This window comes from Enterococcus sp. HY326, assembly GCF_026157065.1.
In the GTDB taxonomy this organism is placed as follows: Bacteria; Bacillota; Bacilli; order Lactobacillales; family Enterococcaceae; genus HY326.
On sequence record NZ_JANLGQ010000004.1, the window covers coordinates 189,190 to 210,509 of the forward strand.

General features: G+C 41.0%; 22 protein-coding genes and 1 tRNA gene. 16 read left to right on the plus strand and 7 right to left on the minus strand.

What is annotated here, in order from left to right:
* The first annotated feature begins 211 nt into the window (after nucleotides 1-211).
* The 10 genes from ORH16_RS11605 to ORH16_RS11650 all read left to right on the plus strand — a co-directional run bounded on the left by ORH16_RS11605 (nucleotide 212) and on the right by ORH16_RS11650 (nucleotide 10,314).
* Nucleotides 212-535, plus strand: a complete 324-nt coding sequence (locus ORH16_RS11605; protein WP_265459004.1) for a hypothetical protein — start codon at nucleotides 212-214, stop codon at nucleotides 533-535.
* The gene (locus tag ORH16_RS11610) at nucleotides 522-2,489 is read left to right on the plus strand and encodes a V-type ATP synthase subunit I (protein WP_265459005.1); all 1,968 of its coding nucleotides are present in this window, start codon (nucleotides 522-524) and stop codon (nucleotides 2,487-2,489) included. Before ORH16_RS11605 ends, ORH16_RS11610 begins: the two co-directional genes overlap by 14 nt.
* A gap of 5 nt (nucleotides 2,490-2,494) precedes the next feature.
* On the plus strand, nucleotides 2,495-2,965 hold the full coding sequence (locus ORH16_RS11615) for a V-type ATP synthase subunit K (protein WP_265459006.1): 471 nt from the start codon (nucleotides 2,495-2,497) through the stop codon (nucleotides 2,963-2,965).
* A gap of 15 nt (nucleotides 2,966-2,980) precedes the next feature.
* Nucleotides 2,981-3,562, plus strand: coding sequence for an ATPase V (locus tag ORH16_RS11620; protein ID WP_265459007.1), 582 nt, complete (start codon nucleotides 2,981-2,983; stop codon nucleotides 3,560-3,562).
* 32 nt (nucleotides 3,563-3,594) lie between these two features.
* Nucleotides 3,595-4,581: a V-type ATPase subunit gene (locus ORH16_RS11625; RefSeq protein ID WP_416207857.1), complete on the plus strand. Its 987-nt coding sequence runs from the start codon at nucleotides 3,595-3,597 to the stop codon at nucleotides 4,579-4,581.
* Nucleotides 4,574-4,885, plus strand: coding sequence for a V-type ATP synthase subunit F (locus ORH16_RS11630; RefSeq protein ID WP_265459008.1), 312 nt, complete (start codon nucleotides 4,574-4,576; stop codon nucleotides 4,883-4,885). Before ORH16_RS11625 ends, ORH16_RS11630 begins: the two co-directional genes overlap by 8 nt.
* A gap of 30 nt (nucleotides 4,886-4,915) precedes the next feature.
* The gene (locus tag ORH16_RS11635; RefSeq protein ID WP_265459009.1) at nucleotides 4,916-6,697 is read left to right on the plus strand and encodes a V-type ATP synthase subunit A; all 1,782 of its coding nucleotides are present in this window, start codon (nucleotides 4,916-4,918) and stop codon (nucleotides 6,695-6,697) included.
* Entirely contained in the window at nucleotides 6,690-8,063 is a 1,374-nt protein-coding gene (locus ORH16_RS11640; protein ID WP_265459010.1) for a V-type ATP synthase subunit B, read from the plus strand. The genes ORH16_RS11635 and ORH16_RS11640 overlap by 8 nt, the downstream gene beginning before the upstream one ends.
* Before the next feature lie 194 nt (nucleotides 8,064-8,257).
* Nucleotides 8,258-8,896, plus strand: a complete 639-nt coding sequence (locus tag ORH16_RS11645; protein WP_265459011.1) for a V-type ATP synthase subunit D — start codon at nucleotides 8,258-8,260, stop codon at nucleotides 8,894-8,896.
* 59 nt (nucleotides 8,897-8,955) lie between these two features.
* Complete coding sequence (locus ORH16_RS11650; RefSeq protein ID WP_265459012.1) at nucleotides 8,956-10,314, plus strand: TrkH family potassium uptake protein; 1,359 nt, start codon at nucleotides 8,956-8,958, stop codon at nucleotides 10,312-10,314.
* A 178-nt stretch (nucleotides 10,315-10,492) separates the two neighbouring features.
* On the opposite strand, the gene ORH16_RS11655 is transcribed toward ORH16_RS11650, so the two are convergent.
* Nucleotides 10,493-10,864: a VOC family protein gene (locus ORH16_RS11655; RefSeq protein WP_265459231.1), complete on the minus strand. Its 372-nt coding sequence runs from the start codon at nucleotides 10,862-10,864 to the stop codon at nucleotides 10,493-10,495.
* 196 nt (nucleotides 10,865-11,060) lie between these two features.
* Here ORH16_RS11655 and ORH16_RS11660 point away from each other — a divergent pair, with 196 nt between their 5' ends.
* Entirely contained in the window at nucleotides 11,061-11,501 is a 441-nt protein-coding gene (locus ORH16_RS11660; RefSeq protein ID WP_265459013.1) for an NUDIX hydrolase, read from the plus strand.
* A 110-nt stretch (nucleotides 11,502-11,611) separates the two neighbouring features.
* On the opposite strand, the gene yidA is transcribed toward ORH16_RS11660, so the two are convergent.
* From yidA to ORH16_RS11675, 3 genes are read right to left on the minus strand one after another with little or no spacing between them, the layout of a single operon-like run.
* Nucleotides 11,612-12,424 (minus strand): sugar-phosphatase, encoded by an 813-nt coding sequence (yidA, locus tag ORH16_RS11665; protein WP_265459014.1) that lies wholly within the window; start codon nucleotides 12,422-12,424, stop codon nucleotides 11,612-11,614.
* Nucleotides 12,425-12,446: 22 nt separating this feature from the next.
* Nucleotides 12,447-13,796, minus strand: a complete 1,350-nt coding sequence (locus ORH16_RS11670; RefSeq protein WP_265459015.1) for an HD domain-containing protein — start codon at nucleotides 13,794-13,796, stop codon at nucleotides 12,447-12,449.
* A 1-nt stretch (nucleotide 13,797) separates the two neighbouring features.
* Nucleotides 13,798-14,613, minus strand: coding sequence for a lipoate--protein ligase family protein (locus ORH16_RS11675; protein ID WP_265459016.1), 816 nt, complete (start codon nucleotides 14,611-14,613; stop codon nucleotides 13,798-13,800).
* Between the two features lie 217 nt (nucleotides 14,614-14,830).
* On the opposite strand from ORH16_RS11675, the gene ORH16_RS11680 reads away from it, so the two are divergent.
* On the plus strand, nucleotides 14,831-15,265 hold the full coding sequence (locus tag ORH16_RS11680) for a DUF1934 domain-containing protein (protein WP_265459017.1): 435 nt from the start codon (nucleotides 14,831-14,833) through the stop codon (nucleotides 15,263-15,265).
* Between the two features lie 113 nt (nucleotides 15,266-15,378).
* Nucleotides 15,379-15,996: a DNA-directed RNA polymerase subunit delta gene (gene rpoE, locus ORH16_RS11685; protein ID WP_265459018.1), complete on the plus strand. Its 618-nt coding sequence runs from the start codon at nucleotides 15,379-15,381 to the stop codon at nucleotides 15,994-15,996.
* 106 nt (nucleotides 15,997-16,102) lie between these two features.
* Here the strand turns inward: rpoE and ORH16_RS11690 are convergent, their stop codons facing one another.
* The 3 genes from ORH16_RS11690 to rpoN form a co-directional block, all read right to left on the minus strand.
* Nucleotides 16,103-16,666 (minus strand): TetR/AcrR family transcriptional regulator, encoded by a 564-nt coding sequence (locus ORH16_RS11690; protein ID WP_265459019.1) that lies wholly within the window; start codon nucleotides 16,664-16,666, stop codon nucleotides 16,103-16,105.
* Nucleotides 16,667-16,970: 304 nt separating this feature from the next.
* The gene (locus ORH16_RS11695) at nucleotides 16,971-17,309 is read right to left on the minus strand and encodes a hypothetical protein (protein ID WP_265459020.1); all 339 of its coding nucleotides are present in this window, start codon (nucleotides 17,307-17,309) and stop codon (nucleotides 16,971-16,973) included.
* A gap of 60 nt (nucleotides 17,310-17,369) precedes the next feature.
* Nucleotides 17,370-18,686: an RNA polymerase factor sigma-54 gene (gene rpoN / locus ORH16_RS11700; protein WP_265459021.1), complete on the minus strand. Its 1,317-nt coding sequence runs from the start codon at nucleotides 18,684-18,686 to the stop codon at nucleotides 17,370-17,372.
* A gap of 58 nt (nucleotides 18,687-18,744) precedes the next feature.
* Between rpoN and ORH16_RS11705 the strand changes: the two genes are divergently transcribed.
* From ORH16_RS11705 to gap, 3 genes are all read left to right on the plus strand, one after another.
* A tRNA-Arg gene (locus tag ORH16_RS11705) sits at nucleotides 18,745-18,816 on the plus strand.
* A gap of 347 nt (nucleotides 18,817-19,163) precedes the next feature.
* Entirely contained in the window at nucleotides 19,164-20,201 is a 1,038-nt protein-coding gene (locus tag ORH16_RS11710; protein ID WP_265459022.1) for a sugar-binding transcriptional regulator, read from the plus strand.
* Between the two features lie 41 nt (nucleotides 20,202-20,242).
* Complete coding sequence (gene gap / locus ORH16_RS11715) at nucleotides 20,243-21,244, plus strand: type I glyceraldehyde-3-phosphate dehydrogenase (protein WP_265459023.1); 1,002 nt, start codon at nucleotides 20,243-20,245, stop codon at nucleotides 21,242-21,244.
* Nucleotides 21,245-21,320 lie beyond the last annotated feature (76 nt).

Genomic DNA, 21,320 nt, shown 5'->3' on the forward strand with positions numbered 1-21,320 from the left:
TTTTAAATAACTTTTGGTATACTGTTTAGAGTTAAATAAATAATGGTTGGGCGCAAGCTTCAAGGATCGGATTCTTCAAGGGGTGAGAAGAATAAGTGAGAAAAAGCGTACCTGTGAACTAACAATTATCGCGTGAAACTTTCTTACAGTTGCAAGGAAGTTTCACGCTTTTTTTGTTCTACAAAAGCCATGGTTGAAGGGAGTGAGGAACTTGTTAGAAGCGCTAAATGAAATTAAAGCCGCTGAGGAACAGCTGGCGATAAAAAAACAAGCTATGTTGGACAACATTCAAAAATATGCCACCGAGCGCAATCAGGAACTCCAAAAACTGCAAACAGAAAATCATCAGCTGTTAACAAAGCTGGTAGAGGAAAGAGAAGCCGCTGAAGCAGAGCAATTAGCAGCGGAAAAAGAACTGTTATTAATTGAAGCAAAAAAAGTCAGCGATGACCTACAAGAGCAATATCAAAAACACGATCAAGCTGCTATTCAAACGATTATCGAGAGGGTGAAGCAAAACTATGGCAGTGACTAGAATGAGTAAATTAACCGCCATTTGCGACCAACGCCATCAAGAAAGCCTCCTGCAAACCATTCAAGGACTGCAACGGATTGAAATGCGGGATTTAAAAAAAGAAAATACCAGCAATCAATGGGTCAAAGAATATTTTGCTGAAGAAGCTGCTTTAATGGAACCCACCCAAGAGGCAGAATTGGTGGATTTGCAAAAAGACATCCAGCAGGCCATTCAATTTATTCGTCATTATGGTGCAAAAAGTAAAAATTTTAGTTTAAAACGTAGCTTCCTTTCTCTTCAGGAATTAGAAGCTGGCATTGACGAAGAAAAGGTACGCAAGCAATTACCAGAAATTTTAGCCTTAGAAAAGCAGTGGCAAAAATTAACAGCGGAAAAAGACAGTCTTAACGAAGCTGAAACATGGCTAAGCCATTGGCAATATTTAGATATTAATCCTAATACACTATTGCCAAATTATACAGACTTATTTTTAGTCTCGCTGCCAGCCTCTGGGTATGATGCTTTCAAAGAAAGTATTGCCAAAGAAGCCAATTTCTATTTTGAAGAAATTTATGTCGATGAGCGAGAAGTTAATTTGGTGCTAGTTTTTCCAAAACAAGCCCAGACGACGGCAACAGCTCTGCTTGAGACAAGTGGTGGCAGCAAAATTGAGTATGCCTATCAGCAGGAACCAAAGGCTGAATTAGCTGAGATAAAAAAACAGTTAACAACAAATCAAAAAGCCATGGAGGAACTAACCCGACAAGTAGGACAGCTGATTAAAATTATTCCCGAGCTACAATGGGCGGAAGAAGTTTTTCTAGCTCGCCAACAACGGGAATTCGTTAAAAACCAGCTGATTCACAGTCGCTATCTCGTTGTGATTCAAGGCTGGATTAGTAGTAAGGATCAAGGGATGCTTGCTGAGGAAATCACTCAACGACTGGGTGCTGATGAAGTTTATCTTGATTTTGAAACGCCATCGGAGGCTGAAATCACTGAAGAGGTCCCAATTGCCTTGGAGAATCATCCAATTGTCGCGCCTTTTGAACTGTTAACTGAAATGTACAGTTTACCAAAATACAATGAAATTGATCCAACCCCGTGGCTAATGCCCTTCTATTTTGTCTTTTTCGGCATGATGGTGGCAGATGCAGGCTATGGATTGTTGATGTTACTTGCGACAACCTTTGCTTTGAAAAAAATGGTGTTGCCGACAGGGATAGCAAGGTTTGCCAAATTTTTCCAGATTTTGTCCTTACCAACAATTGCCTGGGGTTTGATTTACGGCTCCTTTTTCGGTTTGACGCTACCTTATACACCAATTCTTTCGACAGAAAATGATGTCGTTCAAATTATGATTTTGTCCGTTGCCTTTGGTTTTATCCAAATCTTAGTGGGGCTTTTTATCGCCGCTAAAGAACATATTCGGCAAAAAGATTATTTATCAGCCATCAGTGATGGCTTTGCTTGGCAAGGGATTTTAATTGGAATTGTAATTGCAGTGGCCGGCAATTCTTTGTTAGATAATGTGGCCCTGACATATCTTGGGGCAGCCATTGCGATTATTTCGGTTTTAGGAATTTTATTTATTCCGGTTCTCCAGTCGACCTCTAAGCTAAAAGGTTTTGCCAAAGGTGCTTACTCTCTTTATGGCATCACCGGTTATATTGGTGATTTAGTGAGTTACACCCGCTTGATGGCATTAGGAATTTCTGGCGGCAGTATCGCAGCGGCTTTCAATTTGATTGTCAGCTATTTGCCAACAGGTGCCCGCTTTACAGCAGGAATTGTTTTAATTATCATCCTGCAGGGATTGAATATTTTTCTTTCATTACTGAGTGCTTTTGTGCATGGCGCCAGATTGCAGTACGTAGAGTTTTTTGGGAAATTTTATAGCGGCGGCGGCAGAGGCTTTAGTCCCTTCAAAACCGCTGAAAAATATGTGAATATCAAACGAAAAGAGGATTAAGAATTATGGTAGATTTATTGATTAACGACGGCGGGATTTTGTTCGCTATTTTAGGCATGGCAACAGCGACAATTTTTTCAGGAGTAGGTTCAGCTAAAGGAGTCGGCATTGCCGGGGAAGCTGCAGCGGCTTTGACCACAAGCCAGCCGGAAAAATTCGGGCGGGCCTTAATTCTGGAACTGTTACCGGGAACGCAAGGATTGTATGGTTTCGTAATTGCCTTTTTCATCTATTTAAATATTAGTGGTGGCGATGTTAGCTTTATTCAAGGAATGAGCTTGTTTGGTGCTTCATTACCAATCGCTTTCACCGGTCTATTTTCAGCCATCGCCCAAGGGAAAGTCTCAGCAGCCGGAATCCAAATTTTGGCGAAAAAACCAGAGCATGCGACTAAAGGGATTGTCTACGCCGTAATGGTGGAAACTTACGCAATTTTAGGCTTCGTTATTTCATTCCTATTAATTAATCTAGCTTAGTGGGGTGAACAGCAGATGAATGCAATTGAAAAAATTATTGAAGAGATGAATCAGCAGGCAGCTGCTGAAAATAGCGCTTATGAAACAGCGGAAAAAGCAAAAATAGATCAACAACATGCAACGGAATTAGCGCAGTTGCAAGAGGACTTCGAGAAACAAAAAACACGTCAGCTGGCGGCGATTGACAGTAAATATCGTCAATTAAAAAATCGTCAGCAGGTCACAATTCGTCAGCAAAGCTTACAGGAAAAACAGGAATTTTTATCTTCTTTGTTTAACCGCTCAGCTCAGCAAATGGCGGAATGGTCGCGAGATGAAGCACAAAGCTTTGCGGCAAAAGCCTTAAAACAATTGCCGTTAAAAAATACCGCAATCTTTATGGCAGGGGAATTAAGTCCTTATTATTCAACAGAATGGTTGGAGCAAATCAATCAAACACTGCCTTATCAGCTAACGATGGCGTCAGATAAGCTTGCTAAAAAAGCTGGCTTTATCGTAGATGATCAAGGGGTTCAGTATAATTTTATTTTTGAAAACTTAATTAAAGATTTGCAAAGCGAGGTTTCCTTTGAAATTGCCCAGCAGCTTTTTAATTAATCAGCAAGATTGCCTGCAAAGGAGTGATTTTCGTGAACAGCTATCATGAGCTGAATCCTCTGATTCGAACAAAGGAATTAGAGCTGTTAACCCAAGCAGATTTTGATAATCTGCTAAATGCGCCAGACTTGCAGCGCATGGGTCAGATTTTACACAATACCCATTACAGTGATTTAGTCTACCAAGGTTTTGAACATAAAATTGATCAGGGCTTAGCTAAAGACCAAGCATCGCTGTTTGATTGGCTAGTGGAAGTAGCTCCAGAAAAAGAAGTTGTTTGGATATATACCATGCGGTTTACTTTCCATAATCTAAAGGTCTTGACTAAAGCGCAGGTCATAAATAAAAATTTAGATCATTTATTTGTGCCGGATGGCTTTTATTCTTTAGAAAATTTGAAAGCTGCCATCCAAAGTGGTGAGTCGGATGTTTTACCGCCGGCTGTTATGGACAGTATTCGGGAAGTCCGTCAGTATTTTGTAGAAGCAACGATTTTACAAGGAATCGATGTCATCTATGATCGAGAATTTTTAAGACAACAGCGAATTCTAGGGGATCAATTAGGCTACCCTGATTTACTAGAAGAAATTATTGCTTTTATTGATTTAACCAATTTGATTACTTTGGGCAGAGGTCTGCGTCAAGGACGAACAGTCGCTTTTATGACCACGGTGCTTTCTAGCTCGGGTAGTATTGAGAAGACTGATTTGTTGCAGTATGTCGAAGGTTCTTTGACGGAATTTATTGCCTTTCTCAAGGAAACTGAATATGGTGAAGTGATTGCACCAGCTATCACCGACAATGAAATTAATTTTGTCGAACTGGAAAAAATTAAAGATAATTATTTATCAGATAAATATCTAAGGGCCCAAGTCCAAGCCTTTGGACCGCTACCGCTACTAGCATTTCTCAATACTAAAGAAGTCGAGCGGAAAAATTTGCAGCTGATTGTAACCGGCAAACGCAATGGTATTGCCAAGGAAGTAATTAGAGAAAGGATGCGGGCAACCTATGACTAGTAAAATTGGCGTCGTTGGCGACAAAGGGTCCGTGCTTCCCTTTAAAATTTTTGGCTTTGACGTGCGGTACGGAACGGACGAAAAGGTGACCCGCAAAGCGATTGAAGAGATGGCGCAAGCAGATTATGCAGTGATTTACGTGACCGAAGCTTGTGCTGCTTTAGTTCCTGAGACGATTAATCGCTATGAGACGGTGATGACACCGGCGATTGTTTTAATTCCCAATCATGAAGGAACGCTGGGCATCAGCCAGGATAAAATTGCCAAAAATGTAGAAAAAGCCGTGGGCCAAAATATTTTGTAGGCAGCAGTTTAACAGACGGAGGGAAATAATTTGCAAGAAGGAAAAGTTATCAAAGTCTCCGGACCGCTAGTGATGGCGAACAATATGGCGAATGCCAGTATTCAAGACATCTGTTATGTGGGCGATTTAGGAGTTATCGGTGAAATCATTGAGATGCGGGGAGACGTAGCTTCCATTCAGGTCTACGAGGAAACTGCCGGCATCGGCCCTGGCGAACCAGTCAGAACGACTGGTGAAGCTCTCTCAGTTGAACTGGCGCCGGGTATTATGTCACAAATGTTCGACGGGATTCAACGGCCGTTGGACACTTTTTTAAAGATTACAGAGAGTAATTTCTTGAGCCGCGGAGTGCAGCTGCCGGCTTTGAATCATGAAAAAAAATGGCTCTTTGAACCAGCTAAAGCAGTTGGTGATAGCGTCAGTGCTGGCGACATCGTCGGCACTGTTCAAGAAACGAATGTAATCAACCATAAAATCATGGTGCCAAACGGTATTCAAGGCACCATCACAGAAATTTCAGCCGGTGAGTTTACGATTGATGAAGTCATTTATAAAATTGCCACTGAAAATGAAGAAAAAGCCTTGACCATGTTGCAAAAATGGCCGGTGCGTCGGGGGCGTCCAATCAAAGAAAAATTAAATCCTGTGGCACCGATGATTACTGGTCAGCGGGTTATTGATACCTTTTTCCCAGTTACTAAAGGAGGAGCGGCCGCTGTTCCCGGGCCATTTGGAGCGGGTAAAACAGTCGTGCAGCACCAAATTGCTAAATGGGCTGACGTTGATTTAGTTGTTTACGTGGGTTGCGGCGAGCGGGGCAATGAGATGACCGACGTTTTGAATGAGTTTCCGGAATTAATTGATCCAAATACCGGTGAATCATTGATGGAGCGGACGGTTTTAATTGCCAATACCTCTAATATGCCCGTTGCAGCTCGGGAAGCCTCGATTTATACCGGAATTACGATTGCAGAATATTTCCGTGACATGGGTTATAACGTGGCAATCATGGCGGATTCAACTTCTCGCTGGGCAGAAGCACTGCGGGAGATGAGTGGCCGTTTAGAAGAAATGCCGGGGGATGAAGGCTATCCTGCTTATTTAGGTAGTCGTTTGGCTGAATACTATGAGCGTTCAGGGCGAGTGATTGCATTAGGTGATGATAATCGTGAGGGCAGTATCACTGCCATCAGTGCTGTTTCACCATCTGGTGGTGATATTTCTGAACCAGTAACGCAAAATACTTTGCGGGTGGTGAAGGTTTTCTGGGGACTAGATTCACAACTAGCCCAACAGCGTCACTTCCCATCGATTAATTGGTTGTCCAGTTATTCCTTATACAGCGCAGAAGTCGGCCAGTATTTAGATCAGCAATTAAATGGCGATTGGTCTGGCATGGTCAAAGAAGGCATGCGAATTTTGCAGGAGGAGTCACAACTAAATGAAATCGTCCGTTTAGTCGGTATCGATTCCCTTTCTGACCGTGACCGCCTGACTTTGCAAGTTGCGAAGTCCTTGCGGGAGGATTACCTTCAGCAAAATGCCTTTGATGATGTCGATACTTATACTTCTCGGGAAAAGCAATACAAAATGTTGGACAATATTTTAACCTTTGGCCATGAAGGTCAGCGGGCTTTAAGCTTGGGTTCCTATCTTTCAGAAATTATTGATGGAACGGTTATGCTGCGGGACCGGATTGCCCGCAGTAAATATTTACCAGAAGACCAGCTTGCTAAACTGGATGAGATTCATCAAGAAATCAAATCAGAAATCCAAGAAATTATCGCACAAGGAGGCATGACGAATGATTAAAGAATATAAAACAATCGGTGAAGTCGTCGGCCCTTTGATGGCAGTCGATAAGGTTCAAGGGGTAAAATACGAAGAGCTGATTGAAGTGCGCATGCAAAACGGTGAAATTCGCCGCGGGCAAGTGCTGGAAATTCACGAAGACAAGGCGTTAGTTCAAATTTTTGAGGGAACTAGCGGTATTAATCTAAGGGATTCATCTGTACGCTTTTTAGGCCATCCATTAGAATTAGGTGTATCAGAAGATATGGTGGGCCGGGTCTTTGACGGTCTTGGCCGGCCTAAAGATCAAGGTCCGGAAATTTTACCGGAAAAGAAAATGGATATTAACGGAGAGGTTATCAACCCCGTGGCCCGAGATTATCCGGATGAATTTATCCAAACGGGAATTTCAGCGATTGACCACTTGAATACCTTGGTCAGAGGCCAAAAGCTGCCGGTCTTTTCAGGTTCAGGTCTACCCCATAAAGAATTGGCGGCGCAAATTGCTCGTCAAGCTAGTGTTTTAAATTCGGATGAAGATTTTGCGGTGGTTTTTGCCGCAATCGGAATCACCTTTGAAGAAGCCGAATATTTTATGGAGGACTTCCGTAAAACCAGCGCTATCGATCGCTCGGTAATGTTTATGAACCTAGCCAATGATCCAGCGATTGAGCGGATTGCCACGCCACGGATGGCTTTGACAGCGGCTGAATATTTGGCCTATGAAAAAGGGATGCACGTCTTGGTCATTATGACGGACATGACCAACTATTGTGAAGCACTGCGGGAAATTTCTGCGGCTCGTCGGGAAGTTCCGGGACGACGGGGCTACCCTGGCTATCTCTACACAAATTTGGCGACCTTGTATGAACGTGCAGGGCGGATTCGCGGCTTAAAGGGTTCGGTGACGCAAATTCCGATTCTCAGTATGCCAGAGGATGATAAGACTCATCCGATTCCCGATTTAACCGGCTATATTACCGAAGGACAAATTATTTTGTCCCGTGATTTAGATAAACGAGGCATTCAGCCACCGATTGATGTGCTGTCTTCTTTATCCCGTTTAAAAGATAAAGGCACGGGTCCTGGCAAAACCCGGGAGGACCATGCAGCTTCAATGAACCAGTTATTTGCGGCCTACGCTCAAGGTAAACAGGCGAAAGAATTGGCTGTCGTATTAGGGGAAGCAGCTCTATCAGATGTCGATAAAATTTATGCGAAGTTTGCGGACCGTTTTGAAAATGAGTATGTCAATCAAGGCTTCCATACGAATCGTTCCATTGAAGAAACTTTAGATTTAGGCTGGGAATTATTAGCGATGCTGCCAAGAACTGAATTAAAACGGATTAAAGACGATATGCTGGATAAATATTTACCGAAAAAGTAAGCTAATTTTTCGCTGGTCAGATTTTTAACGCAATAAATGAGAGAAATTTCAATAAATTTTTGCAGAAATCAGCGACAAACACATTTTTATTTTCCTGATTTTTGTTAAGCAGAGAATTTATTGTCGTGTTAGCTTTCAATTAATCTGACAGGCTTAAAAATGTTTATTACTTTATTTGAGGAAGAAGTGATAAGATGGCCCGATTAAATGTGAACCCGACGCGGATGGAATTAACCCGTTTGAAAAAACAGATGACAACCGCTACTAGAGGTCACAAACTTTTAAAAGACAAACAAGACGAGCTGATGCGCCAGTTTATCTTGTTGGTTCGCAAAAATAATCAGCTTCGGAAAATTGTTGAAGAAAAGATGCAAACTGCTATGGCGGACTTTGTTTTAGCGGATGCGACAATTAACGAGGCGTTTATTGAAGAACTCTTTATTCTTCCAGCCGAAGATGTGCAGCTAGACGTGATGGAAAAAAATATTATGAGTGTTAAGGTGCCTCAGATGGCGTTTGAGTATGACGAACGCTTTGGTGTAGCTCCGTTGGAATATGGGTATTTGAATTCAAACGCTGAGTTGGATTCGGCGATTGATCGCTTTGCGGATTTTTTGCCCCAGTTATTGGAGCTAACGGAAATTGAAAAAACCTGCCAGCTGATGGCTTCAGAAATTGAGAAGACCCGTCGGCGCGTTAATGCGCTGGAATATATGACGATTCCTCAATTGGAGGAGACAATCCACTACATTCAAATGAAGCTGGAGGAAAATGAGCGGGCAGAAGTAACCCGCTTGATTAAGATTAAAAATATGGGTACCACAACGAGTTAAGTTGTGGTACCTTTACTTGTATATAAATTGTTTTGGAAGAATGAGTAGAAGGTGCAAAGATGTTTAAGGTAAAAAAACGGATGTTTGAAAAAATTTCTCCAGGTAGATTATTGGCCTTGGGATTTTTATTCTTGATTTTAATTGGCGGTAGTTTGCTGAGTCTGCCATTTTTTAGCCGTTCAGGAGAAGCGACAGCCTGGCTCGATGGCATTTTTACAGCAACATCTGCCGTTTGTGTGACCGGTTTGACAACTTTAAATACCGCTGAGCAGTGGAATATTTACGGCCAAGTGTTGATTATGGTTTTAATTGAAATTGGTGGCTTGGGCTTTATGATGATTCCGATTCTTTTTTTCTCAGCTATGAAAAAGAAGGTTGCTTTTAGTACCCGGATTGTTCTGCAAGAAGCCTTAAATTTGGATGATTTGTCTGGCGTGATGAAGCTGATGCTGTACATCGTGAAATTATCAGCGGTGATTCAAGGCGTTGGCGCAGTTTTATTATCTTTTGTTTTTGTTCCGCAATACGGTTGGCTCAAAGGAATTTGGTTTGGTATTTTCCATTCGATTTCCAGCTTTTGTAATGCAGGCTTTGATTTGTTAGGTGATAGCTTAGCTCAAGACCAGCAAAACTGGTTCTTGATTTTGGTGGTAGCGTTGCTAATTATTGCCGGTGGTTTAGGTTTTATTGTTTGGCGGGATATTATTGAATATCGGGAGAAAAAACGGTTGTCTTTGCACACCCGCATTGGCTTAAGCATTACCGGAATTTTATTAATAGGTGGGACAATTCTGTTTTTCTTCACAGAAAATAATGCGGCTGCATTGGCACCGAATGGAAATTTTTTTGAACGCTTAGTTAACACCTTTTTTATGAGTGTCACGCCACGGACTGCGGGCTATTATTCTGTGAACTACGCCCATATGACCGATGCTGGTTTAATTTTGACGATGTTTTTGATGTATATCGGCGGAACTTCTGGCTCCACGGCAGGCGGCTTGAAGACGACGACTTTTGGAGTGTTGCTGATTCAAATGCGCTCAATGTTTAAGGGTCGCACACGTGCGGAGTTTCACGGTCGCACGATTCGTCAATCAACAGTGCTGCGGGCTTTAACTTTATTTTTTATCACCTTGACAGTTTGTGTGCTGGCAATCATGCTGCTTTCAGTTACAGAAACTATCCCGCCAGAATTTGGGATTGAGTACATTGCCTTTGAAGCTTTTTCTGCTTTTGGCACTGTCGGCCTCACGATGGGCCTGACGCCAGATTTAACCGAAATCGGCAAAGTCGTCATTATTGCCTTAATGTATATCGGTCGAGTTGGGATTTTGACAGTTGTTTTCTCTTTAATTGCTAAAAGTAAACGAGAGCAGGCAAATTTCAAATACCCTGAAGAAGGTGTCATGGTAGGATAATAAAAAGAGAGCTTCAATTGCTGAGGCTCTCTTTTTGCTACTGTAAGAAGTATTTTTATTTTACGTTTCAATTTCCAACAAGTTTGACCTGTAGATAAGTTGTGAATAGACTGCAGCACTAGCTGCCAATCAGTCAAAATTCATATTCCTATTTAATTTATCTAGAAACTAAATTGAATTATCCGCGAATGACTTCAATTTTATAACCATCGGGGTCTACAATAAAGTAATAAGATGGATCAGTTCCTGGTAGGCCTTTTAAGTCAGTGACATTAAAACCAGCTGCTTGATGTTTAGCGTGAGTGGCTTCTAAATCATCTGCGGCAATCGCAATATGACCGTAGCCATTACCTAAATCATAACCAGGATGATTGTAATTGTAAGTCAATTCCAATTCATAATCATCTCCAGGTAAAGTCAAATAAACCAAAGTGAATTCGTTTTCTGGAAAATCACGACGACGGCTTTCTTCAAAAGCAAAAGCCTCTTGATAGAACTTCAACGATGCCTCTAAATCTTTGACGCGAACACAAGTGTGAGCCATTTTCATATTCTTCATCCTCTCTTTCTCATCAATCTTAGCATACTCTTATTATTTTTTTAAAGCTTCTGTTTTAAAAGGCTTGTTAATGAGAAATTTCTCATGTAAACTGTTAACTAAGACTGAAATTATGAAATGAAAATGATCAACATTTCCAGACAATAATTACTAGATGAAGAATATTGAAGTTTAAAGGAGTTTATCAATGAACATTCCGACCTTCGGGTTAAAGACGGAAAATGTCGAGTATATCAGCCGCTATGCCGTCTATGTTGTTTTACCAAATCAAAAAAAAGAGCTGGCGATTGTGCAGGCCCCTAATGGTGCATATTTTTTACCCGGCGGCGAGATTGAGGCCGGCGAAGATCAGCTGGCGGCGATTCAACGGGAGTTAATTGAAGAGATGGGCGTTGAGGCAACTTTGGGCAAGTATTATGGTCAAGCGGATGAATTTTTCTTTTCCCGTCACCGGGATACTTACTATTATAATCCCGGTTACTTTTATCAAGTGACGGCTTGGCAACAGGTCTGTGAACCGACTGAAAAAACCAATGTCATTGCTTGGGCCACTCCTGAAAAAGCGATCGAATTATTAAAGCGTGGCAGTCATAAGTGGGCTGTGGAGCAATGGCTAAAAACTAATTAAAAAATAAAAATCCTGCTTAACAGGGGCTCTTTCAAGGAGCTCCGTACGTAAGCAGGATTTTTTTATTTCAGAAATTAAGTTTGGGTGTAGCTAGGCTGATTTTTTATATTTTAAATTAAAACATATTTGTTTAAGGCTTCAGCTACGCCGCTGTCATTATTGCTGGCAACATGAACATCTGCGGCTGCTTTGGTGCTAGGTACGGCATTGGCTACGGCAACACCGATGCCGGCATATTCCAACATTGAATTGTCGTTTTCGTTATCGCCAATTGCCATTGTTTCTTCTGGTTTCAAGCCAAGATATTCAGCTAAGGTTTTTAAAGCATTGCCTTTGCTGGCATTTTTATTTAATAATTCATAATAAAATGGCGAGCTTTTGACTGTATTGTATTTTTCGGTAATTTCTTGCGGCATTTTTTTAATGGCTTCGTCTAAAATATGGGGATGATCAATCATCATCATCTTGATAATATTTAAGTCCTCATGCATTTCTTCGGGTGTCCGATATTCCAAAGGCATATCGACCAAGTAAGCCTCGTTGACGGTATACTTACTGATATTTCTATTTGGTGTAAAAATCGTTTCATGATTAATCGCATGGAAATGAATCCCTAATCTGCGGGCGGTCAGTTCTAAAATATTGTAGTCTGCCAAACTCATGCCATAACTGGCAACGATGTCGCCGCTAGCAACATTTTGAATCAAAGAGCCGTTGTAGGTAATCACGTACTCGTTATCACGATTGATGGCTAATTCAGCCAGCTTCGTGGTGACGCCTGGCAGTGGGCGGCCGGTACATAAAACAATGTGAACACCTTTTTGCCGTGCTTCGTGGATGGCCGTTTTTACCTCTGGGTTGATGGTGTGTTGATCATTAATCAACGTCCCATCGATGTCGATTGCTACTAATTTAATACTCATAATTTACTCCGTTTCTAATAATTTATTCAATTGCGCCATTTTTAATATGGCGGGAAAACTGTTGGTAAGTTTCTGAGAACAAGCTAGTATCCTCTTGAGGCGCTAGCATTTCTTTTGGAAAATAAAATCGCTGATCCCCTTGGGTCTGTCCGGCTAAAGCTGCAACCAAAGGACTGAGCTGAGATAATTCGATTAGAGAATCATCTTTGCGGATGATTTCAATCTGGGTGCGGTGGCGATTTTCCTCTGGCCGATAAAAATCATAAGGCAGGTCATAGCTGGAATTAATTGCTGTATAATATTTTGGATTATAGCCAACTTTTTCCACCAACTGTTCTAATTCTACCAGAGTTTGATCGTCTTTGCCCTTAACAAATGTCGCAGATTTTAAAGGCTTGCGATTCAAAAAGCGCTGGGCTAAATCGCTGAGGACCGCATCACTTTCCTCCTGCCACTGAATAAAAGACGTGCCTAAGACACCGTCATCTAATTTTAAATAATCTGCTAACGAAAAATCTTCTTTTAAAAAGGGCAGCAGCAATTGAGAATGACCGTTAAAACTATTTGGGTCTTTGCGGTACAGCTTGGCTGCCCGGTTTAATAAATGCTCTAAAATGACTTCCATTCCCCGAGAAACCGGATGAAAATAGACTTGGACATACATCTGATAGCGGCTGACAATATAATCTTCGACGGCATGCATACCATTCATTGAAAAAGCAATGCCACCGCTGTAGGGCCGAATCACCCGCAAAATTCTAGTCAAGTCAAAGGTCCCATATTCAGTGCCGGTATAATAGGCATCCCGCAGCAAATAATCCATCCGATCAGCATCAATCTGACTAGAAATCATTTGAACAACTTGTGGGTTGGGGTATTTTTTGGTAATCACGCTGGCGACTTTTTCGGGAAAGCCGGCGCCTACACGATTTAAAATCTGATAGACCTCAGTTTCAGGTGAAGTGATAATTTCCACTGTGATGGCCTCGTGATTTGTGTGGAAAATATGTTCAAAGGTATGGGAATAAGGACCGTGGCCGACATCGTGGAGCAGTGCGGCCGCCAAAACCACTAATCGCTCGCTGTCATCCCAGCCATCTGGTCCAATTTTTTCTTGGGAATAATTCCGCACAAAAATATCACAGATGCGCCGAGCAATTTCATAAACCCCTAGTGAGTGAGAAAAGCGGCTGTGTTCCGCTCCATGAAAAGTAAAAGAAGAGGTGCCTAATTGCTTAATTCGCCGTAAACGTTGAAATTCCTTTGAATTAATTAAATCTAAAATTACTTGATGCTGCACATGAATATAATTATGGACTGGGTCGCGGAAGACTTTTTCCATCGGCAGCAGCTGATTTTTGTATTGGGTCATCTTAAAGCTCCTTTAAGAGTAAATTTCGTTGCTGCATACTGGTAATTTTTTCTTGAAAACGTTCGAGATTATCAGTCTCAGCTAAAAATTTATCTGCCTGTTGAAAGGCAATTTCCCTGGAGAACATTTTTTCAGCAGCATTTAAAAAGCGTTCCTTGCAAGCCAGCACTGTCAAATTTTCTCCGAGTAAGACTGGTAAATTTTCCATACTGGCAGGGCGTACGGCTGGATAGCCTTCAAGACTGAAACGTTCTTTGAGACTCGCCTGATAAAATTCCTTGACCATTTCGCCACGAGCCAACTGATTACCAGTGACACTGAGGTACATCATTACAGCGATGCCATTTTTAATCCGCCGCTGGGCAATGCCAGCAAATTTTAAATCCTCTATGCTGAGATCAAATTTGCCCGGACAATAAGAATCAGCGATTTCTTTAGCGATAATTTCTTTTTTTGTGGGAAAGGCCGTTTTAACGAGGGCGGTCATTAATTCATAGCCGCCATCAATCGACAAATCAGCCTTCGGTACAATCAGCGAGACATTTAAAATGCCCGCATCAGCAATCACACCTAAGCCCCCCGCATTGCGAATGACCGGCTGATAATTGGCAGCTTTAATTACCTCGATGCCAGCCGCTAAATCTGTCACCCGGGTATCTTTCATGCCTAAAATAAAACAATTTGGCAGTTGCCAAAAATGTAAAAATGGTTGCTCGTTTTCACCGGCAAATTCCGTCAAAGTATCCGTTAAAGCAAAAGGTTCAAAGGCCGAAGTCGGTGCTAAAATATCTTGATCTAAAATAATCATATTTTTCATAAAGGTTTTTCGACTCCTTTTAATAACTCGATTTTCACACGAAGTGGGCAGATTGTCAAAATGGAATCGCTGAAAATCATGATTTTTTTCCTTCTCTTTCGGTTTTTTTATAAAAAGGAGGGGATTCCAGCAAAATAATCGCAAATGATTGACAAATACTGACTTTCTATCGAAAATAAGACTAGATAAGTAAGTTGAATAAAGGAGCATCAGAATTATGGATTTAACACAAAGTATCCCCGTGTCAATCATTGTACAGACAAAAATTAAACAACAAGGTCAAGTTGAAGAATTCAACTTTGAAATCCCCGGCCAAATCGTTCAAATTGGCACAACGTTTTATATTCGCTATAAAGAAGTACAAGAGGACGGCCGGGAGGTGCCGGTGACCGTTAAAGTTTATCCCGACGGTAAAGTTCAGTTATCCCGTAATGGCGACGTTCGCACGCGTCTGCGCTTTGGCTATCAGGAAAAATTAGAAACTAGTTATCGAACGATTTACGGGATGTTTTTATTAACGACCTATGCAAAAAATCTGCATTTTAGCTTAAGAGACCGGCCAGTTTCTGGAGAAGTTTCGGTTGATTATGATTTATTTTCAATGGGGGAACAAATTGGTGAGTATCAGTTTATTTTGAAATTTACGGCTTGATGTATGGAGTGAATTTCAAAATAAAATTAATTGGCCTTTTGATGAACTAAATATTGCAATTTAAGGCAGTATTTTGTATGATAAAGGATAGACTGCGAAAGGACGTGTACCCTTTGGAATTAAGTGTATTTGAAGGATTAAATAAAAATGAGTTGTCAATGATTGAAGTGGCTCACGCAATCTTAGAGGCTAATGCTGACGTAATGGATTTTTCTGATTTGGTAAACGAGATTCAAAATTATCTTGGTAAATCAGACTTAGAAATTCGCGACTCCTTAGCTCAATTTTATACAGATTTAAACATCGACGGTAGCTTTATCTCTTTAGGGGATAACCGTTGGGCGCTGCGTTCATGGTATGCGATTGACTCGATTGATGAAGAAGTTTCGCCAGCCATTGATGAAGATGAAGAAACGCCTCGTCGTAAAAAACGCAAAAAGGTTAACGCCTTTATCACAGGTGATGAAGATGCCATCGATTACAATGACGATGACCCTGAAGATACGGATTTAGCTGATGATGACGATGAAGACTTTGATGATGACGATGATGATGACGATGAAGAAATCGCAGCATACAATTCTGACTTGAAGGAAATCGGCGCCGATGATAATGGCGATGATGAAGAAGAATTACCAGGCAGCATTGAAGAAGATTTGACCATCGTAGACGATGATGATGACGACTTTGATGATGAGGATGAAGACGAAGAGTTTTCTGAAGAAGAATAGCCAGTGAAAAGGCTGTTCCAATAGTAAAGACAGGTGAGTAATCGAAACTAATTTTGGTTTCAGTTATTCTCTGTTCAAACTATTGGAGCAGCTTTTTTTACATTTTTTAGCGAATGTCGAATTTATTTATTTTGGCGATAATCGCTGCCATTTCAGCGGGGGATTCCTTTTGACCGCCGTTAATCCAAGCCTGAAAAACACCAAATTGTGCACTGCTTAGATAGGCAATAAAATATTTTTGTTCAAGCGGAGATTGCAATTGAATATTTTGAATGCGGGGGAGCAAATTTTCTACCATATTTGTGGTAATTGCTTCTTTGATGTGATTTTGAATTTCAATTGAACCCCGATCAGAAATCAGTAGAGCGAGCAATTTACCTTCAGCGGTGAAGAAGGTCAGTAGTTCGGTAATAATCTGTTCGACGTTGAGATTTTCTTTAACAAGCGTAGTTTGATTAATTTGTGAAATCAATTCTTTTTGATACGCCTCAACCATTTGATATTTATCAACATAATGTAAGTAAAAGGCACTACGGCTAATTTTGGCTTCTTGACAAATATCTTTCACAGTTATTTTTTCAAAGCTTTTTCTTTCTAATAAAGCTATCATGCCTTTTAGAATATTGCGTTTTGTGCGATAAAAGCGCAGGTCTTGTTTATTCTCTGTCAAAAAATCACTTTCCTTCAGTTCTCAAAAATAGGTCTGCTTGTTTAGGTGGCTGCCTTTTGATAGCTACTAACCCAGTAAAACATGCCAAGCTTGAAACTAGCTTACACAATAATTTACAAGCTGTCCATTATCAAAAAAAGACAGCTGTTGGACTTCAAATGCATGAATCGACTGTCAAAAGTCGAACCAAAAAGCTAACTTTTGGCAGTCACTTCAAAACGAAGGCCAGACCAGCTATCTGAAAACAAGCTAATAATCATTGAAAGAGTTGAGAAAAACGTAGGATTCATCAAGTGACACCAGTTTATTTTTTCTCGGTCAGAAATTGAATGAAGGCGACAATAATTGAGAAGACGGTTAAAACCGAAACAATTAGCTGCGAAACATTCGTGGCATAACCAGTTTGCACAGGATCTAAAATGCCCAAAACCAGATAATAAACAGTCCAAATAAGACCAATGCCTAAAAGTAGAAAAGCAGCCATAATGATATAGGGATTGGCTTTTTTTAATTGTGGCATTAAGGTTAAGAGCTTGCTGGTCTTTTGAGCTTTACTTTTTTGTTTTCGGGTAATGACACCACTGAAGAAGCCGACGATGACGCCGATGGATAGACCGATACAGATTGAAAAGAAGATAGTCATAGAACTCCTTAAAAAATTAATTTATTCAAAAAACTGTGTGGTAATAATCTGCAAATATTTTTAGGCATCAAATCTTTTGCGCTTGGAGGAGCTTTGAATGCCTAATGCTTCCCGATATTTGGTGACTGTCCGACGGGAAATCTGAATTTCTTTTTCCTTTAATAAATCGACAATTTTTTGATCTGATAATGGTTTTTGCTTATTTTCTTCAGCGACTAATTGGGCAATGGCCTGCTTGGCACTGTCTGCGCTTTGGTCATCACTACCGGCATCATTAATCCGATTCGTAAAGAAATTTTTCAATTCAAAAATGCCAAAATCAGTCTCTAGATATTTACCATTCACAGAACGGCTGACGGTTGACTCGTGAATCTCAAGCTCTTCAGCGACTTCCTTCATCGTCAATGGTCGCAAAGGTCGGTTGTCGTCTAAAAAGAATTGCTGCTGAACTTGGGCAATCACAGTACCGACCCGCAAAATGGTATCCCCCCGCTGTTGCATCATTTTTTTCATCGTTTGATATTCCTGCTGCTTGCCTTTTAAATAGGCAAGTGTTTCATCATCCGCTTTAGCCTGCATCCGTAAAAAATATTTTTCCTGAAACTTAATTTCCGGTTGACCTTTGCGATTGGAACTAATTTTAATTTGGTCTTCAACGACTTTGACGGATAAATCAGGTACGACATATTGTTCAGTTTCTTGGCTAAAGCCACTGCCGGGAGATGGGGTCAAGGTTTGCAGATAATCAAAAATTTGTTGAACGTCCTTCAATTCAATCGCAAACTTTTTGGCAATTTTTTCCCAGCGCCGAGCAACCAAGTCTTCAAAATTTTCTTCTAAAATAATGTAGGCAAGGGCTGGGGCATAGTCATCCCGCTCTGTCTGTAGCATCAGACACTCCTGCAAATCACGGGCCCCCACACCGGCGGGCTCCAACTGCTGAATCAAGGTCAGCGCATCCAAAAGCTCAATGGCACCAGCACCGGTTTGTTCCGCAGCTTCTTCTAAAGAAATTTTCAAATAGCCATTCAAATCAATATATTCTACTAAATATAAAACAAGACTTCTTAAAAACGTATCCCGGTAATTTAAATGGATTTGCTGAATCAGATATTCAAAAAGAGAAATCCGGTCTTGGGATACCAGATTAATAATGTCTAGGCCCGCTTGACTGGCACCAGACCCGCGACCATAATCTGCCACAAAGCTTGGTTCAATCACTTCAATCAAAGGATTTTCTAAGGCCATATTATCCAAGTAATCTACTAGCTCTTCGGTATTAAATTGCAGGACCTGTAAAGATTGCTGAAGCTGCTGAGTCATTGCCAGCTTTTGGGTTTGCCGCTGTTGTTGTGAAAAATTTTGTTCAAATTTCATATTTTTAAAATTTCCTCTTGTTTTTTTTTGCTAAGTCGGATAAACTATAATTCGTGCCGCGCCCTTAGTGTAGTGGATATCACGTAAGATTCCGGTTCTTGAGACGGGGGTTCGATTCCCTCAGGGCGCGTAAAGCTACATCCATTTTGTCTTGAATCCGCAGAAAAGTCAATCTTTTCTGCGGGTTCTTTTTTTGTACTTGGAAGCAGTCATGTAGCAGCCGCATAAAAATTTTTAGCGAATTATTTTCCATAAAACAGTTTGCAATTTTCTGACAACTTGCTTCATAAAAACTTTACAACTCTTTCACAAAAAAACATAGGCTTTCGGTTGTTTTTTTTGAGGCAAACTGGTAGAATAATTTTTGTAGGAGTGAGGAAGAAAAAGTTTAAAATTTTTCCCATCCGAATTTTTTTGAGGTCTATGGGTCGTTTTTGGTCTACTATGGACAAAAATTGTCCTACTAAGGAGAAAACAATGCTTGATGATTTGAAATTGATTGAAGCAGTGGCTCCGGAAATGATTAAACTTCTGCAAGAACGCGTGCAAGTCCTGAGAGCTATCTACTGGCAACAACCGATTGGCCGGCGAAGTCTCGCCGATAATTTAGGGATGACAGAGCGGGTATTGCGTACCGAGACCGATGAATTAAAAGAGCTTGAGTTAATCCACAGTTCGAAAAGCGGCATGTCCTTAACCAAAAAAGGTCAAAAAGTTTTTCGCCAGCTGGAAAAGTTGATGAACAACTTGAAGGGCATGGATCAGCTAGAGCAGCAAATCGCCAAGCAATTTTCAATTGAACGTTGTCTAATTCTTGAAGGAGATAGTGATCTCCATGAAGAAATTATTTCGGAATTTGGTTCTGCTTTGTCGGATGTACTTAATGTTAATTTACCCATTGGCGAAAATATTATCGCAGTGATGGGTGGCACGACGATGGCAAAAGTTGCCCAACATTTGAAAAACTTGGAAACCAGTCAGCGACACAATATTTTTGTACCGGCTAGAGGCGGTATCGGCGAAGCCTTGTCGGTTCAAGCCAACTCTGTCAGCGCTGTGATGGCGGCAAATTCTGGCGGCGAACACCGCGCACTTTATGTACCGGAGCAATTGAGTCGGCAAACCTATGAATCATTGTTGCAAGAACCATCAATTCATGGTGTACTGGGATTAATCAGCCAAGCCAATTGCGTGATTCACAGTATTGGTCGTGCGCTACACATGGCAGCTCGCCGCAAGATGAGTGAAGCAGAATTAGTGATGCTGCGTCAAAAACATGCGGTTGCAGAATCCTTCGGTTATTTCTTCAATGAAAATGGCGAAGTGGTTTACAAAGTTTCCCGAGTCGGTATTCAGCTGCGGGATTTAGAAAAAGTTCCTTTGATTTATGCCATCGCTGGCGGAAAATCAAAAGGCAAGGCGATTCGTGCCTATTTAGAAAATGCTCCACAACAAACGTGGCTCATCACGGATGAAGCTGCGGCAAACGAGATTTTAAAAGGGTTCTCCCTTTAAAATAAATTAATTTGTGATTTTCATAAGGAGGAAATCTTAAAATGACAGTTAAAGTAGGTATTAATGGATTTGGACGTATTGGACGTTTAGCTTTCCGTCGTATCCAAGATGTAGCAGGAATCGAAGTAGTAGCAATCAACGACTTAACAGATGCTAAAATGTTAGCTCACTTGTTAAAATATGATACTACTCAAGGACGTTTCAACGGAACTGTTGAAGTTCATGAAGGTTCTTTCAACGTAAACGGCAAAGAAGTTAAGGTTCTTGCTAACCGCAATCCTGAAGAATTACCTTGGGGTGAACTAGGCGTTGATATCGTTTTAGAATGTACTGGTTTCTTCACTTCAAAAGCTGCTGCTGAAAAACATTTAACTGCTGGCGCTAAACGTGTAGTAATCTCTGCTCCTGGTGGAAATGACGTGCCAACAATCGTTTACAACGTAAACCACGAAACATTAACTGGTAAAGAAACAGTTATCTCTGGTGCTTCTTGTACGACTAACTGTTTAGCTCCTATGGCTAAAGTATTGAACGACAAATTTGGTGTTGTTGAAGGCTTGATGACAACTATCCACGCTTACACTGGCGACCAAATGACTTTAGATGGACCTCATCCTAAAGGTGACTTCCGTCGTGCCCGTGCTGCTGCTGCAAACATCGTACCTAACTCAACTGGTGCTGCTAAAGCAATCGGCTTAGTAATTCCTGAATTAAACGGTAAATTAGATGGAGCTGCTCAACGTGTTCCTGTTGCAACTGGTTCATTAACTGAATTAGTAACTGTTTTAGACAAAACAGTTTCTGTTGATGAAGTGAACGAAGCAATGGCTCATGCTGCAAATGAATCTTATGGTTACAACACTGACGAAATCGTTTCTTCAGATATCGTTGGCATGACTTTTGGTTCATTATTTGATGCAACTCAAACTCGTGTGATGACTGTTGGCGACAAACAATTGGTGAAAACTGTTGCTTGGTACGATAACGAAATGTCATACACAGCTCAATTAGTTCGTACTTTAGAATACTTCGCAAATCTTTAAGATTTAAGAAGGCTAATTGAAGACGATTGTCTAATAAAGCGGGGAAGCGACGCGCTTCTCCGCTTTTTATTTAGAA